This window comes from Hymenobacter sp. APR13, from assembly GCF_000737515.1.
Lineage (GTDB): Bacteria > Bacteroidota > Bacteroidia > Cytophagales > Hymenobacteraceae > Hymenobacter.
The window spans coordinates 2508650-2523438 of record NZ_CP006587.1 but is presented as its reverse complement, the minus strand read 5'-3'; the positions used below and the strand labels follow the sequence as shown (position 1 = coordinate 2523438).

12 protein-coding genes and 1 pseudogene are annotated in these 14789 nt (G+C 60.3%); 5 read left to right on the top strand and 8 right to left on the bottom strand.

Annotated elements, in window-relative coordinates; genetic code table 11:
- Positions 1-47 precede the first annotated feature (47 nt).
- Positions 48-3578 (bottom strand): transcription-repair coupling factor, encoded by a 3531-nt coding sequence (gene mfd, locus N008_RS10490; protein ID WP_044015824.1) that lies wholly within the window; start codon positions 3576-3578, stop codon positions 48-50.
- 203 nt (positions 3579-3781) lie between these two features.
- Between mfd and N008_RS10485 the strand changes: the two genes are divergently transcribed.
- Entirely contained in the window at positions 3782-3994 is a 213-nt protein-coding gene (locus tag N008_RS10485; RefSeq protein WP_044015822.1) for a hypothetical protein, read from the top strand.
- A 159-nt stretch (positions 3995-4153) separates the two neighbouring features.
- Here N008_RS10485 and N008_RS10480 read toward each other — a convergent pair whose 3' ends face one another.
- Together N008_RS10480 and N008_RS24275 are read right to left on the bottom strand one after the other, a co-directional pair.
- A complete protein-coding gene (locus tag N008_RS10480; protein ID WP_231569681.1) occupies positions 4154-4756 on the bottom strand; it encodes a transposase in 603 nt (200 codons plus the stop codon).
- A pseudogene (locus N008_RS24275) lies at positions 4756-4929 on the bottom strand (transposase); the annotation flags it as partial. The pseudogene N008_RS24275 and the gene N008_RS10480, both read right to left, overlap by 1 nt.
- 110 nt (positions 4930-5039) lie before the next feature.
- Between N008_RS24275 and N008_RS10475 the strand changes: the two are divergent.
- The gene (locus N008_RS10475) at positions 5040-5780 is read left to right on the top strand and encodes a metal-dependent hydrolase (RefSeq protein WP_052381425.1); all 741 of its coding nucleotides are present in this window, start codon (positions 5040-5042) and stop codon (positions 5778-5780) included.
- Between the two features lie 712 nt (positions 5781-6492).
- Positions 6493-7503, top strand: coding sequence for an NYN domain-containing protein (locus N008_RS10470; RefSeq protein ID WP_044015820.1), 1011 nt, complete (start codon positions 6493-6495; stop codon positions 7501-7503).
- 303 nt (positions 7504-7806) lie between these two features.
- Here N008_RS10470 and N008_RS10465 read toward each other — a convergent pair whose 3' ends face one another.
- Positions 7807-8289 carry a PaaI family thioesterase gene (locus N008_RS10465; protein WP_044015817.1) on the bottom strand — a complete coding sequence of 161 codons (483 nt, stop codon included), beginning with the start codon at positions 8287-8289 and terminating at the stop codon, positions 7807-7809.
- A 108-nt stretch (positions 8290-8397) separates the two neighbouring features.
- On the bottom strand, positions 8398-8850 hold the full coding sequence (locus N008_RS10460; protein WP_044015815.1) for a GNAT family N-acetyltransferase: 453 nt from the start codon (positions 8848-8850) through the stop codon (positions 8398-8400).
- Between the two features lie 147 nt (positions 8851-8997).
- On the opposite strand from N008_RS10460, the gene N008_RS10455 reads away from it, so the two are divergent.
- Together N008_RS10455 and N008_RS10450 are read left to right on the top strand one after the other, a co-directional pair.
- Positions 8998-9495, top strand: coding sequence for a YajQ family cyclic di-GMP-binding protein (locus tag N008_RS10455; RefSeq protein ID WP_044015813.1), 498 nt, complete (start codon positions 8998-9000; stop codon positions 9493-9495).
- A 137-nt stretch (positions 9496-9632) separates the two neighbouring features.
- Positions 9633-10403 carry a TerC family protein gene (locus N008_RS10450; protein WP_044015811.1) on the top strand — a complete coding sequence of 257 codons (771 nt, stop codon included), beginning with the start codon at positions 9633-9635 and terminating at the stop codon, positions 10401-10403.
- An 89-nt stretch (positions 10404-10492) separates the two neighbouring features.
- On the opposite strand, the gene N008_RS10445 is transcribed toward N008_RS10450, so the two are convergent.
- The 3 genes from N008_RS10445 to N008_RS10435 all read right to left on the bottom strand — a co-directional run bounded on the left by N008_RS10445 (position 10493) and on the right by N008_RS10435 (position 14460).
- Positions 10493-10924 carry a hypothetical protein gene (locus tag N008_RS10445; RefSeq protein WP_044015810.1) on the bottom strand — a complete coding sequence of 144 codons (432 nt, stop codon included), beginning with the start codon at positions 10922-10924 and terminating at the stop codon, positions 10493-10495.
- A gap of 125 nt (positions 10925-11049) precedes the next feature.
- On the bottom strand, positions 11050-13737 hold the full coding sequence (locus tag N008_RS10440; protein ID WP_081910739.1) for a T9SS-dependent M36 family metallopeptidase: 2688 nt from the start codon (positions 13735-13737) through the stop codon (positions 11050-11052).
- Between the two features lie 180 nt (positions 13738-13917).
- Positions 13918-14460, bottom strand: coding sequence for an RNA methyltransferase (locus N008_RS10435; RefSeq protein WP_044015808.1), 543 nt, complete (start codon positions 14458-14460; stop codon positions 13918-13920).
- Positions 14461-14789: the final 329 nt, after the last annotated feature.

Sequence of the window (14789 nt, the reverse complement as noted above, 5' to 3'; positions counted from 1 at the left end):
CTTCAGTGACCTTTTGTTTCAACAGGTATTTGCATAGGTAGCCCCTATCATACCCCCACCGTTTCCTCACTCACCAGCTCGCTCAGAATCCGTTTGGCGGCCTGTACGCTTTTCACGTCTTCGAAGGAGATGATGAGCTGTTCTTTGCGCTCCTTCATGGAGGCGGAGCGCGGGTGGGTCTGCACGTAGCTGAGGATGTTGCCGAAGGTGGCGCCCTGGAAGTAGGGCTCGTTGTTGGTGGCCGGGATGAAGCCTTTGAGCAGGTTCTTCTTGAGCGTGAGCTTCTCGAAGCCGGTCTGGCAGGCCAGCCAGCGCAGGCGCACGATGTCGGCGAGCTGCTCCACCTCGGCGGGCAGCGGCCCGAAGCGGTCCACGATGCCGGTGAGCAGCTTGCGCAGCTCCTCGGCGTTTTTGGCCCGATCGAGCTTGCTGTAGAGCTGCAGGCGCTCCGAGACGCTGCTCACGTAACGGTCCGGAATGAGCACCTGCAGGTCGGTTTCGATGTTGCACTCCTTGGGGCGGCCGGTGCCGGCGGCTTCCTGCAGGCGCTGGTTAGGGTCGCCGAGGAACAGGTCGCGGAACTCGGTTTCCTTGAGCTCCTGCACGGCTTCGTCGAGAATCTGGTGGTAGGTTTCAAAGCCCAGGTCGTTGATGAAGCCCGACTGCTCGCCGCCCAGCAGGTTGCCCGCGCCCCGGATGTCCAGGTCGCGCATGGCCACGTTGAAGCCCGCGCCCAGGTCCGAGAATTCTTCGAGGGTGCTTAGGCGCTTGCGGGCATCGGAGGGCAAACCGGCCACCGGGGGCGTGAGCAGGTAGCAGTAGGCCTTTTTGTTGGAGCGGCCCACCCGGCCCCGCATCTGGTGCAGGTCACTGAGGCCGTGCATGTGGGCGCGGTTGATGAGGATGGTGTTGGCGTTGGCAATGTCGAGGCCCGACTCGATGAGGGTGGTGGCTACCAGCACGTCGTAGTCGCCGTCCACGAACTTCATCATGCGCTTTTCCAGCAAGTCGCCGTCCATCTGGCCGTGCACGTAGGTCACGCGGGCATCGGGCACGAGGCGCAGAATCATGCTGGCCTGCTCCTCGATGTCCTTCACGCGGTTGTGCACGAAAAACACCTGCCCGCCCCGCTTCAGCTCCCGCGAAATGGTGTCGCGAATCAGCAGCTCATCAAACACGTGCAGCTCCGTTTGCACCGGCTGGCGGTTGGGCGGGGGCGTGGCAATCACCGATAGGTCGCGGGCGCCCATCAGCGAGAAGTGCAGGGTGCGCGGAATGGGCGTGGCCGAGAGCGTGAGCGTGTCCACGTTCACCTTGATTTCCTTGAGCTTGTCCTTGGTTTTCACCCCGAACTTCTGCTCCTCGTCAATCACCAGCAGGCCCAGGTCCTTGAACTGCACGTCCTTGTTGGTGAGGCGGTGGGTGCCGATGAGGATGTCGGTTTTGCCGTCGGCCACCCGGCCCAGGGTTTCCTTGATTTGCTTGGTGGTTTTGAAGCGGTTGACGTACTCCACCGTCACGGGCAGGTTGCCGAGCCGCTCCCGGAAGGTTTTGTAGTGCTGCATGGCCAAAATGGTGGTGGGCACCAGCACGGCCACCTGCTTGCCATCGGCCACGGCCTTGAAGGCGGCCCGGATGGCCACTTCCGTCTTGCCGAAGCCCACGTCGCCGCACACGAGGCGGTCCATGGGGTGGGGCACCTCCATGTCGCGCTTCACGTCCTCGGTGGCCTTGGCCTGGTCGGGCGTGTCCTCGTAGATAAAGCTCGATTCCAGCTCGGCCTGCATGAAGGAGTCGTGGGCGAAGGCGTGGCCGGGCGCGGTTTTGCGCTTGGCGTACAGCCGGATCAGCTCGGCCGCAATGTCCTTCACCTTCTTCTTGACGCTCTTCTTCTTGTTTTCCCACTCCGGCGAGCCCAGCTTGCTCATGGTAGGCGGCGTGCCCTCGGCCCCGCTGTACTTGGCAATCTTGTGCAGGGCGTGGATGCTGACGGTCAGCACGTCGTCGTCGCGGTACACCAGCCGGATGGCCTCCTGCAGTCGGTCGTTGATTTCCACCTGGGTGAGGCCGGCAAAGCGGGCAATGCCGTAGTCCTGGTGCACCACGTAGTCGCCGGGCACCAGGGTGCGCAGCTCCTTGAGGGTGAGGGCCTTTTTCTTGGAGAACTTGCGGGTTTCCTGGGCCCGGTAGAACCGCTCGAACAGCTGGTGGTCGGTGTAGACGACCAGGCGCAGCGTTTCGTCGATGAACCCCTCGCGCAGGCCCAGCAGCAGGTGCTGAAACTGCACGTTGTTGTCCAGCTCGTCGAAAATGGTGCGCAGGCGGTCGGCCTGGCGCACCTGCTCGGCGGCAATGATGTTGGTGTAGCCCTTGGCCTGGTTGTCGTGCAGGTTCTTCACGATGCGGTTGAAGTCCTTGCCGAAGCTGGGCTGGGGCTTGGCGCTGAACTGCAGCTCCTCCGCGCCGGTCTTGAAGTGGAACCGTTTGCCGAACTCCACCACCGCAAACCCTTCCAGCAGCTTGCGCAGCGTCTTGGCCGACTCAAATAACTCGGCCGGCTTGCTCACCACCTGGGTGCCGCCCGCCACGGCCAGCAACTCCTGGAAGCCCGCCTCGGCCTTGTCGAAGTACTCGTCCACCACGTCCAGCGTCTGGCGCACGTCCTTGGCCCACACGGCGGTGTTCTTCGGGATAAACTCCAGAAACGCCTCCCGCGTCTCCTGCAACAGCTTGGTCTGCACATTCGGGATGATGCTCACCTGCTGCCGCTTCTCCACCGACAGCTGGCTTTCAGGGTCAAACGTCCGAATTGTCTCCACCTCATCCCCGAACAGCTCGATGCGGTAGGGCAGCTCATTGGCATACGAGAAAATATCCACGATACCGCCGCGCACGGCAAACTGGCCGGCCTCATACACAAAGTCGCTCCGCTCAAAGTCGTACTCCGCCAGCATGTCGCTCACGAAGTTCACGTCCAGCTTGTCGCCCACCTTCACCAGAAAGGTGTTGGCGACGAGGCTTTTCTTGTTGATAACCTTCTCGAACAGGGCCTCGGGGTACGTCACGATGAGCACGCCGGCGGTTTCCTTAGCGCTGGCCTTGCCACGCTTCTTGCCTTTGGGCTGGCCGTCGGTTTCGGCAGAGTCGGCTGCGTCGTCGGCTTCCTGCTCGGCGGTGGTTTTCGGGCCGCGGTGCGAGTTGAGCTTGTTCAGCACCTCGGCCCGCATCAGCACGTTGGCGTTTTCCGTCTCATCGAAGCTGTAGGGGCGCTTGTAGGAGGTCGGGAACAGGAGCGGCTCCTCGTCGGGCAGCAGGTGCTGCAGGTCGGCCAAGAAGTAGGCGGCCTCGTCCCGGTCGTGGAGGATGAACAGGTGGTGCTGGTCGGGGTACTCCTGGTGCACGGCGGCGGCCAGCACGGCATCCTGGGAACCCACGAGGCCGCGCAGGTGCAGGCGCACGGGCGCTTCGGGCGTGGCCGCGGGCCGCAAGGAGTGCCGGGTGGCCGGGTTCAGGCGCGCGCCCAGCGTCATGCCGGTGGGGTCGAGGGCGTAGAGCTTCAGTAAATCGGTGACCTTCAAAACGAGTATCGGCTAGAGGGGGAGGCAAAGGTAGAAGCCCGGCCGAATGAAAATCCGGTCGGGCGAGGCAGGCTGACAGGCGCCGGCGGGGCGCGGTACTCAATACCACCGGGCGGCCCCGAAAGTTTCCGTCCGACTTGCGCCCGGTTGCCGTATCTTCCGGGTTCATGCAGTCTAACACCGCCCGGGGGGGGCATAGGGCAATGGCAGATACGCACAACCAACCAGGCAGCGACGAGTGGGACAACCTGCTGCACCATCTCCGGCAGGTACGCCAGCAGGTGCAGGAGCAGGGCCCCCTGCCCGAGCAGGCGCAGGCCGAAGCCACCGACGCCTTCCGGCGCGGCCTGGCCTTGCTGGAAACGCAGGTCCAGGACATCCGCGGCCACTTGAAAGGTAGTTCCGGCAAGTGGTAGGCTAGGCCATACCTCTTATAGCGTAGGGCCATGAACTGGTATCTGTGCTTCTGAGAGCAAGGCATCTACTTTATAGCCGGAAGCTACCCGGTACTCCTTCCGGCACTGTAGCCTAAGGCTGCAGCCTGTTATGCGTCCCGCTGCTTTCTAAGAAGCTGTTTAAGTTAGCTTGGTAAGTCGTCGGATGTTTGCCAGGCAGAGCCAAGCTGTGGCGTGTTGGGTTTTTCGTTCGTAGTCTTTGGCTAAGCGGCGGTTGGTGCCGGCCCAGGCAATGCTACGTTCGACCACCCAGCGCCTAGCATGGATGAAAAACCGGCCTTTATCCACGACTACGCCCCTGGGCACCTGAGCTTGCAGGCCGCGTTGGGCCAAGTGCTGGCGAAAGCGGCGACCAAAGCCGCCGTCCACGAACACGGTCTGCAGCCGGTCGAGTAGCTCGTTGCCCACCGCCAGCGCGTCCCACAGCCGGGCGGCGGTGGCCCCGTCGTGGCAGTTCGCCCCGACCACGCAGCAAGCCAGCAGGTTGCCTAACGTGTCCACGAGGAAAAAGCGCTTGCGCCCCTTCGTTCGTTTGCCCGCGTCGTAGCCCACATGGCGCGTGCTGGTAGCCGTGTTCTTCACGCTTTGGCTGTCGAGGATAGCGGCCGTGGGCTGGGCGTTTTTTTTGCCCGTTCGCGCACCTCCACCGTCAGGCAGGTGCTGATGCGTTGCCACGTACCATCCGCACTCCACTTGGTAAAATAGTAGTACACCGTAGGCCAAGGGGGAAAGTCCGCCGGTACGTCGCGCCATACACACCCGTTCTTGAGCACGTAGAAGATGCCATTGACTACCGCCCGCAGCGGCCACTTACTGGTGCGCTGCACCACAAAAAGCGGGGCCAGTTTCGCCCATTGCCGTTCCGTTATATCCGAGCTGTACCGCTTCTGTTGCATTTTCAAAGCTACGCGCTAACTTAAACAGCTTCTAAGAACGTGGAAGGCGGGTAGCCGCGGCTATTGTTGCACCTTTGCAGGCAGTTTTCGCCCTTTATACTTTATCTTCTTTGCGCGGTTCTTCTCACCTGGCCATTGGCCTGATTACCGGCGTTGCCGTCGCGGGCCTGGTGCCCGGCATCCCCTTCTCCCCGGCCGGCATTGCGCTGGCCGGCTTCTCGGCCCTGGCTCCCGACCTCGACCACCCCAGCTCCCGCCTCAGCAAGCGCCTGGGCTTCGCGCAGGCCTATGTGCGCTGGGCCTTTGTAGTGGTGGCGCTGCTGCTGGCCGCCTACACCCACTTCATGCTCCCCATCGGCCCCGACCGGCGCATGGGCTTCACGGCGGCGCTGGCGTTCGGCCTCATCGGCGCGGCCATGCAGGGCGACTCTACGCGCCGGCTGGCGCTGCTGTTCACGGGCCTGTGCACGGTGGTGGCGGGGCTGTACACTGGTTTTCTGTGGCTGAGCATGCTGGGCTGCTTCGTGGCTATTGCGCCCTTCACCAGCCACCGCTCCTGGACGCACACGCTCTGGGCCGCCGCCCTCTGGACCTATATCGGCCACTTGGCCAACCAGAGCCTGGGCTGGCACGGCGTGGCGCTGTTTGCCGGTGGTGGCTACGTGTCGCACCTGCTGGCCGACACCCTCACCAAAGCCGGCGTGAAGTGGCTAATGCCGCTACAGGACACGTCGTTCAAGATTCCGCTGATCCGCACCGGCTCGCCCAGCGGCAACATGCTGGAGGTGACCATCTGCGTCGGATATGCCATGCTGGTATTGGGGCTGGTAGCAGGCAGAATTGAATTTTAGGTATAACATCGTAGCCATACAGGCGTAAAGGCATTTTCACTGCCTGCTTTTTGTTGGTCAGACGGAGGGCAGTGGCTACCGGGTGCTGCCCTCTGCCTTATTCACTTCGCGTGTATACATTCAGCCAACTCATTATCAACAATATACACCCGCAAATCCAGATTACAGCCTGCAGCTGGTTCATACGGTCTTCATACAACGCCATGTAATATGCGGCCGGCAGCACCTTTTGCTGTACTGATTACCCGGCTGGCTGGAGTCACCTAAAGTCGTCTGGTATAATTTCGGCGGGTAATGCTCGGTTTTACTAGATTAGCGCCGAAATGCACTTTGCATATATGATCATTCGTTCAGGAATAGGCCTATGTAAAATATATTTTATTTAATATTACAGTCACTTTTCCGGGGCGTGGCTTTCGTAGTCAGCGCCGGTGGCCTTCTGTGGGTCTCTGTGGAAATAGCGACGGGGCAGTGTAGCAGCTGATAGTGCAGATAGCAACGGATAGTGTTCAGGTAGCTTTAACTGGTATTTTGTCTGGTTTGGCTTGCAATCCTGGGCAGGCACCGAATATAGTCTATCATGCAGGCAGCTAAAACAATAGGTATCGTATCTTTGGCATCAGACTATGCCAGCAATGGCTGAAGCTGAAAAGAAATTAACTGCCCCCCTACCCCCACACACCTTTTTTACTTACCCTTCAACCCTTTTTGTATGAACCAGATTAATAGCCCTCTGATTAGGGTCGGCGTCTTTTATGACGGCAATTATTTTTTGAAGATCAGTGATTACTACTACTTCCAGCATGAGCGTAAGGCCCGGATTAGCCTGGAAGGTCTGCATGAGTTTATCCGCCATCAGGTAGCAGAAGAAGAGGACGTGGACGTACGTCTGAGCCGCATCATTGACGCCCACTTCTTCCGCGGCCGGCTATCGGCCACGGAGGCGCGCGACAAGGACCGCCTGTTCCATGACCGGCTGCTCGACGATATTCTGATGAACATGAGCATTGCTACGCACTACATGCCCCTGAAAACGCGCGACGGCCGTCTGCAGGAAAAAGGCATCGACGTGTGGCTGAGCCTGGAGGCGCTGGAACTGGCCCTGCACAAAAGCTACGACGTAGTGGTGCTGATTGCCGGCGACTCCGACTACGTGCCGCTCATCAAGAAACTCAATACCATTGGCACGCGGGTAATGCTGCTCAACTGGGATTTCAAATACGTGGACTTCAAAGGCGAAGCCCGCGTGACGCGCGCCTCGCAGCACTTGCTGGAGCAGGCCACCTATCCGGTGCAGATGCACGAAATCATCGACCAGGGCCTGGCCGATGCCGACGAGCTGATCGAAACCATGTTTGTGAACACGCCGGAGCCTACGCCTTACCCGGCTGCTGCCAAGCCAGTGCGCCCCACCGGCCCCACGGCTGCCGGCCCAGTAGGCACGGTAGGAATCAGCACCATCAAGAACCTGAAAAACGGGTTCGGCTTCGTGGTGATGCCGCCAAACAACCTGTTCTTCAGCTACGCCGACATGGCCGAAGGCGACTTCAACGAACTGCGTGAAGGCGACTGGGTGGAATTCACGGTGGGCCGCAACCACCGCGACGAGGATTGCGCCCGCAACGTACGCAAAGTAGCCGCTCCCGCTATGGAAGAAGGCGACGAGTACGATGACGAGGAGCACCCCCAGCACGAGTCAGCCGATTCATCGGAGCACCTGTAGGCTCTACGCCTCCCGGTGCCCTTATGGGTTACTAAAAAACCGCCAGCCGCTCCCGAGCAGCTGGCGGTTTTTTATTGTGTTGATTGGTTGCCTCAAGCTATGGACTATGATCCTAGCTCTAGTTCCCCTCCTTGGAAAGGAGGGGCTAGGGGTGGTGTGATAGACGCCAGAACGATTACTAGAATCTATTTCTAAAAGCCGTTCAACGATTGTCAACTACCCCTAGCCCCTCCTTTCCAAGGAAGGGAACTAGCTTTTTAGCACCAGATACTGTTCTCCGCAACTTGGGCTAATTATTAATCACTACTCCTGCGGCTCGGCATCCGGGAACAGGAGGCGGTGGAAGTCGCGCTTGTCGGCGGGGTAGCGGTTGAAGGTGCCCATGCCGCGTGCTACGACTAGGCCACCGTCGCGGCCAGGGCACTCAATGGTGGCGCTGCTCACCAGCAGCGTTTTGCCGGCATGCTCCACGCGGGCCCGGGCTACCAGCGCATCGTGCAGCCGCACCGGGTGCAGATAGTTTATCTTGAACTCCACCGTCGATACCAGCTCACCGGCAGTGAAAGCCAGCGACAGGGCCGCCGCGCCCAGCGCCGCATCCATCAGCCCGGCCAGCACGCCGCCGTGGCAGGTCCCTGGCGACGACAGGTGCTCGTCGCGGATGGTCATGCGGTATTCGGCGTCGCCGGGGCTGTGCACGGTCAGGGTCATGCCGTTGGTGCGGCCGTAGGTGTTGATCTGGTTGTAGATGGCCACGAGTGTGGCTACGTCGGGAAGTGGTTCCATGAAGAGTGGCGGGCGGAGAGAGAGCTAAGCAACACCAACAAGGCGGCATGCCGAGCAATATACAACGCCACCTCGTTGAAGCCGCTCAATGTGCCCGCACTTGCCCGATCAGGCGGTTAGCGGCTCCAGGTCTTTGTGCATCAGAAAATGTGTAACGCTGCCAAACAGCGTGTGCGAGGGCGCCTGCATCATATAACCGAGCCGGGTGTAGAAGGGCACGGCCGCCTCGCGGGCGTGCAGCATCAGCCGGCTGTAACCCCGCTGCCGGGCGGCAGCCTCCAGATGGAGCAGCAGCTGCCGACCTACACCCTTGCCCTGCCACGCGGGTGCCACGGCCATAAACCGGACCTGCCCGGTTTCGGGGCCGGCGGCCTGTAGCATAGCCACCCCGGCCGCGTGGCCGCTTTCGTCTAGGGATAGAGCGTGTACGGTGGTGGGCAGGTTGTCTTCCGGCACTCGTTCCGAGCCTTCGGGCTGCTGCCAGGGCTGGCGGAGCACTTCGTAGCGGAGGCGGTAGTAGGCCGCCCATTCGGCAGGAGTTTGGGGCGTCAGTAGGGGCATATCGGCGGTGGAATACGAGGGAGCAGGCGCAAGGATACTCGAAAACAGGAGCCCGGCAATCAGCCCCGCCTTCCTACCTTTGCGGCCCACGCCAACCGCCGCGCCGGTTTGGCGTACTGCCTTTCACTTCCTCCTTTTCTTCTTCCCATGGCCTCCTTCGATATCGTCAGCAAAGTAGATCCGCAAACCCTGGAAAATGCCGTGAATACGGCGCAGAAAGAACTGCAGACCCGGTACGACCTCCGCGACACGAAAGGCGGCATCGAGCTCAACAAGAAAGAAAACACCATCCTGCTTAGCTCCGAAAACTCTATGCGCGTGAAGGCGCTGGAAGACATTCTGCTAGGCCGCGTGGTGAAGCAGGGCATCGATGGCACAGCCCTCGACTTCTCGGCCGAGGAGCAGGCCAGCGGCCAGCTTATCAAGAAAACCATCAAGGTGCGTGCTGGCCTCGACAAAGAAGTGGGCCGCAAAATCAGCAAAGCCATCAAGGACGCCAAGCTGAAAGTGGATGTGCAGATGCAGGACGACCAGATGCGCGTAACGGCCAAGAAAATTGACGAGTTGCAGGGTGTCATTGCCCTGCTGCGCCAGCGTTCTGCCGATATTGGCCAGCCGCTACAATTCGTGAACATGAAAAGCTAGCGGATACGCTGATTTTAAAGGCGTCGATATATTGGCCGTGACTTTGTTGCGGTCAGGGCAAAACCATAAGCCCATCACGCCAGCAGCACCGTCCCGCGCCTGCCACCACTACATCCGTCATCAGCCTCTCAACCTTTATGCACTTCGACTTTTCGGTTTTTTCCAACCCGCAAACCTGGGTCAGCCTGCTCACGCTGACGTTCATGGAAATCGTGCTGGGCATCGATAACATCATCTTCATTTCTATCATCGTAAATCGGCTGCCGCAGGCGCAGCAGAAGCGGGGCCGCAGCATTGGGCTGCTGCTGGCGCTGTTGTGCCGCATCGGGCTGCTGCTGAGCATTAGCTGGATTGTGGGCCTGAAGGCGTCGCTGTTTACCCTGAACCTGCCCTGGATGAGCGAGCCGTTCGGCGTGACCGGCCGCGACCTGATTCTGCTGGCGGGTGGTTTGTTCCTGATCGGCAAGAGCACCACCGAAATCCACACCAAGCTGCAGGGCGAGGAAGAGGAAACCGAGGCCGGCAAGGCAGGCGTGTCGTTCGGCAGCGTGATTTTCCAGATCATCCTGATCGACATAGTGTTCAGCTTCGACTCTATCCTGACGGCCGTGGGTCTCGTAGATAACGTGCTGATCATGATTCTGGCCGTTATCCTGTCGATGGGCGTAATGCTGGTGTTCTCGGGCGTAGTCGCCGATTTCGTGAACCGCAACCCCACCATCAAGATGCTGGCCCTCTCTTTCCTGATTATGATTGGGGTGATGCTGGTGATGGAAGCCTTCCACAAGGAAATCGAGAAGGGCTACATCTATTTCGCCATGTTCTTCTCGCTGATAGTAGAAGTGCTCAACATGCGCCTGCGCAAGAAAACCACGCCCGTGCATCTGCGCGACTCGCAGTACGACTAACTCCGGAAATACGCAATGCAAAAGGGCCCGCAACTGTAGTTGCGGGCCCTTTTGCATTGCGTGAGCGAGCCAATAGGCCCAGCAGCGCGTTACTCGGCGGTAATCAACGTAGCTACAGCAGCGGCTTGGTCCTGTATCCGGCGGGTAGCCAGTTCCAGCAGCCGGCGGTTCAGCTCGGATCGGTTGTGGCGGTAGTAGCTCAGCTCGGCCGCCGTAAACAGGCCGCACACCAGCCCAATGACGGTGTAGCGCAGCTTGGTGTTGCGGGTAAGCAGCTCGGCCAGCAGCCGGGCCTGTTCGGCACCGGAGGCAGCCGCCAAGGCAATGTGGTGGTCGCGCACAAAATCGGCCACGGTGACCAGCAGCACGTCGTTCTGCAGCTTCAGCAGCGGGCGCAGGGTGTGGTGTAGGAAGTCGGCGGCGGTGGCGTCGCCAGAGGCGGGCAGTACCTGCGGCAGCTGGGGGCGCAGGGCTAGCAGGGCCGCATCGGTCCGGGTTAAGCCAGGAGAATCAGGAAGCATCGGAGGCTAAAAGCAAGGAGGAAAAGAGAGCAACAAAAAACCCGCCCGACTGGCTGTCGGGCGGGTTCTTCAGATGGTGCGGCAGGCCGCGCAAACCACCGCCACGGCGGCGCTTGCGGGTGCCCTTAGTGCTGCACCGATACTTTCTTGGTAATGGTGCCTTCGGAAGTGGTAAGACGCACTACATAGACGCCATTGGCCAGCTCGGCCGTGTTCACCTGCACGCCGTTCTGCTGCAACGTAGCGGCCGAAACTGACTGCGTGCGTACCACCTGGCCCATCAGGGTCAGCAGCTGCACCGACACGGCGGATTTGCTGCTTACCTGCGTGCGCACCAGTACCTGGTCGCGGGCGGGGTTGGGGTACACCTCCAGCATCTGCTCGCTCAAACGCTTGCTGGTGCTCAAAGCAGGTGGAGTAGCGTACCCAGCCGTGTTATCGGTGGTGCTAGTCGACAGACCCTGTACAGCGTTGAAGCCCATGCCGCGGCGGGCGAATACCTGCCAGATCAGGGCCGAGTTAGCGGCACCGTTCAGCACGGAGTCAGCCTTCAGGATGGCGTTGCGGCCGTCAAGCATGCCGGGGCGGCAGGGCTGCAGCTTCATGCCTTCCAGCACCAGGCGCAAAGCAACGTTGTTGCCGCCGGTCAGGGCGCGCAGGTCAGCATTGTAGCCGTAGCGGTTGATCAGGGCCCAGTTCATGTCCCAGATGGCCGAGCACCAGATTTCACCTACTGAGTGGGTAGCATTGTAGTTGGCCGTGCCCAAATCAGCGTAAGTCAGATCGTTGATGGACATATCGGTGCTGTATTTCTGCGTCCGGATGCCATCCCCAGTGGTTGGCTCCGAGCCGGCATACGTACCGATACCGCGGCCCGTAGTGCCTACGTCACCGGGCTTAGTGGTCAGCCACAAGCCGAAGAAGTCGCTCCAGCCTTCGCCCATCGTTTCGAAGCCCGTGGTATTGGGCAGGCAGCTGGAGTTGAGGCGGCCGCCAGTGAGGCGGTTGGAGATACCATGGCCATATTCGTGGGCAATGATGCCGTTGTCGAAGTCACCGTCGCGGCGAGCCGTAGAGCCGGCCGTGATGGTAATGGTCTGACCGGCGTCAAGAGCAGCTTTCAGGCGCAGACCCTCTACAGTGCTCACGAAAACCGAAGGAATACGGATACCCACGGAATCCGGAGCGGTGCCAGCCATTGTCAGCAATGCCGTCGAGTTGACAATGCTGTCCATTACGATGACCATTTTGGCGCCGGCATTCTGCGCGTTCTTGATTTTCAGCGAGAAGCTGCACTTGCCGCGCCGCATGAAGGCAATGTTGCCATTGATAGCCGCAGCATTCACAAACGTGGGGTTGCAGCCACGCATGGGCTGGGCCGAGCCGTCGTTCACGGCTACCAGACTACCGGTGATGGGGGCCGCAAACTGCTCGATCCGACGTCCATTAGCGCCTTCCTGTGCTGTCAGCGGGCCAGCCAGGGTAGCTGGGGCCGTCACGCGTACCTGTACGTTACCCGTCCATTCGTACATCTGCATCCGGGGAGCAAAGCCGTCGTTGGGCGTCGAGAAGTTGGCGTTGTTGCGGTTTGGCGTGGGCAGACCCGCACCGTCTTGGGCCTGCGCCTGCACTGGGTCGTTACCGCCTGGGGTGTCTACACCGCCGGTAGAGGTGTAGTTTTTCACCTGGAAGTTGCCGGCAGCTTCCGTGAAGCCTTTGCTGGCCGTAATATCGTGCACGATATTGCTCCAGTAGAACAGGTTGGTTACCGCAGCATCCTTGTAGCCATCAGGCTGCAGGGTCTGGTCGAAAGGGAAGTCGAAGATCTGGGTGGCGCCGCCTTCCGGGCTGGTGCCTTTCTTGTAGACGTTGGTGTTGTCGCGGTCCAGGTAGGCATACACGTTGTTGCCTTTGGCGTTGGTGGAGTCAGCGCCGGCCACGCCGTTTACATCGTGCCAGCCAAACGGCGAAAACGCCGGATCAGCCGGGTTTACCAACAACTGGCGCGGGCCGTGGCTGGGGCTTTCGATGGTGAGCGGGATGACGTTGTAAGAGTTAGGGGCCGTCACCTTATTGCCTACAGGTGCAGGAGCAGGAGCTAATACCTGCGACCAGCTACGCGAAGCCAAGGCATTCTGCGTCATCTCGGCAAACGAAACCGGCTCTGAGATGCTATAGTCGTAGCGGTCGAGCAGGGCACCTGTCTGGGCGTCTACGCGCACGTTCCAGTAATGCTCACCATCAAGCGGGGCAAGCGTTACGTCCCAGGCCAGCGTCAGCTCGCCGTTGGCCGTGGGCTGGTACATGAGCTTCACCGGAATCTTTTCCAGCGAGATACCGGCATTGTTGAACGTCATGCCTTCAGCTGGCTGGCCGGCTTTCTCCACGCTTAGCGAGCGGGGAGCGGGCATATTCAGAGCCCGGGCGGCGGCGGCCACGGCCTGTGCCGGCGTGAGGCCAGGCGCGGTAGTGCGGGCCTTGGCAGCGGTGCCCGCCACGAAGTTCTGGTGCAACGCTACCACCTTGCCATTGTTGGCAACCGTGACGTTTGCCACAGCCCCTACTACCTCAATGCCCTGATAGCGCTGGCGCAGATACACGTGGGTGAGGCCAGTGCTGGCATCCGTGTAGTTGCTCGTGACAGCTGGGCTGGCGAGGTCCTGCTCACTCAGCCCCTGACGAACAGCAGTGGTGCTCAGCGCAGCCAGTGCGCGGTTTAGAGGGGCTTGTTGGGCGGCCGCCAAGCCTGGAATGGCCAGCATGGCAGCCACCGCTAGGGCACGGGTACCCGGCAGAGTAAAAGATTGTTTCATCCGGTTAGGAAAGTAGAAATGAAGGATGGGCAAGGCAGTTAAATGAAAAAATCATCAAAAAAATCGATGACTCGTTTCAAATCTACACAGTAAATCGGATTTATCCTGCCAATATTTCCTTTCCAGCTATCTTAATTCTGTTTTTCTCTGAGCCACAGGCTATATATACAATCATCTGTTTTACTGAACGTTACCTGCACTCATCCGGCTAATAAACTCCCACAGCACCACGCCCGCCGCCACGCTCACATTCAGGCTGTGCTTGGTGCCGAACTGCGGGATTTCCACGGCCGCGTCGCACAAAGCCAGCACCTCATCCTCCACCCCGAACACCTCGTTGCCCATAATCAGGGCGTAGGGCTGGCCGGCCTCTACCTGGAACTCGGGCAGGGGCACGCTGCCGGTGGTCTGCTCCACGGCAATCAGCTGGTAACCGGCGGCCTTCAGCTGCTGCAGCGCCTCCAGGGTAGTAGGCGCGTATTCCCAGGCCACCGACTCGGTGGAGCCGAGGGCCGTTTTGGTGATTTCGCGCTGGGGCGGACGGCCCGTAATGCCGCACAGCCAGATTTTTTCTACCGCAAAGGCATCGGCCGTGCGGAAGGCCGCGCCCACGTTGTGAAGGCTGCGCACGTTGTCGAGCACTAGGGTGAGGGGGAATTTTCGCGTATTTTTGAAGTCTGCCACCGTCAGCCGGTTCAGCTCTTCCATCGAGAGTTTGCGCATGCCCGCAAAGGTAGGAACGCCCGGCCGGGTGGCGGCTGTTAGGGCTGAGTCGCGTGGTCTCGTTGCCGAAAAGGAACGTCATGCTGAGCTTGCCGAAGCATCTCGCGTGCTGACGTTGAATTACCGTTGCAACGTCAGCACGCGAGATGCTTCGACTGCGCCTCCGGCTTCGCTCAGCATGACGTGCTGGTATACCGAACAGCTACGCCGCCCCGCCCCCATATTCCCGAATTTCCGTTTTTCTGTGAGAACCAAAGCCGCCGACCCCAACAAAAAGCCCATCCGCACGCACGGCACGCTGGGGCCCGCCCCCGTGGTGGATACGCCGC

What these genes read in the sequence shown, in the direction of transcription:
- N008_RS10460 (WP_044015815.1), bottom strand. Translation starts at nt 8,850, where the DNA reads ATGCCCCTACTGACGCCCCAAACTCCTGCCGAATGGGCGGCCTACTAC.
- N008_RS10440 (WP_081910739.1), bottom strand. Translation starts at nt 13,737, where the DNA reads ATGAAACAATCTTTTACTCTGCCGGGTACCCGTGCCCTAGCGGTGGCT.
- N008_RS10465 (WP_044015817.1), bottom strand. Translation starts at nt 8,289, where the DNA reads ATGGAACCACTTCCCGACGTAGCCACACTCGTGGCCATCTACAACCAG.
- N008_RS10470 (WP_044015820.1), top strand. Translation starts at nt 6,493, where the DNA reads ATGAACCAGATTAATAGCCCTCTGATTAGGGTCGGCGTCTTTTATGAC.
- N008_RS10485 (WP_044015822.1), top strand. Translation starts at nt 3,782, where the DNA reads ATGGCAGATACGCACAACCAACCAGGCAGCGACGAGTGGGACAACCTG.
- N008_RS10435 (WP_044015808.1), bottom strand. Translation starts at nt 14,460, where the DNA reads ATGCGCAAACTCTCGATGGAAGAGCTGAACCGGCTGACGGTGGCAGAC.
- N008_RS10445 (WP_044015810.1), bottom strand. Translation starts at nt 10,924, where the DNA reads ATGCTTCCTGATTCTCCTGGCTTAACCCGGACCGATGCGGCCCTGCTA.
- N008_RS10455 (WP_044015813.1), top strand. Translation starts at nt 8,998, where the DNA reads ATGGCCTCCTTCGATATCGTCAGCAAAGTAGATCCGCAAACCCTGGAA.
- N008_RS10450 (WP_044015811.1), top strand. Translation starts at nt 9,633, where the DNA reads ATGCACTTCGACTTTTCGGTTTTTTCCAACCCGCAAACCTGGGTCAGC.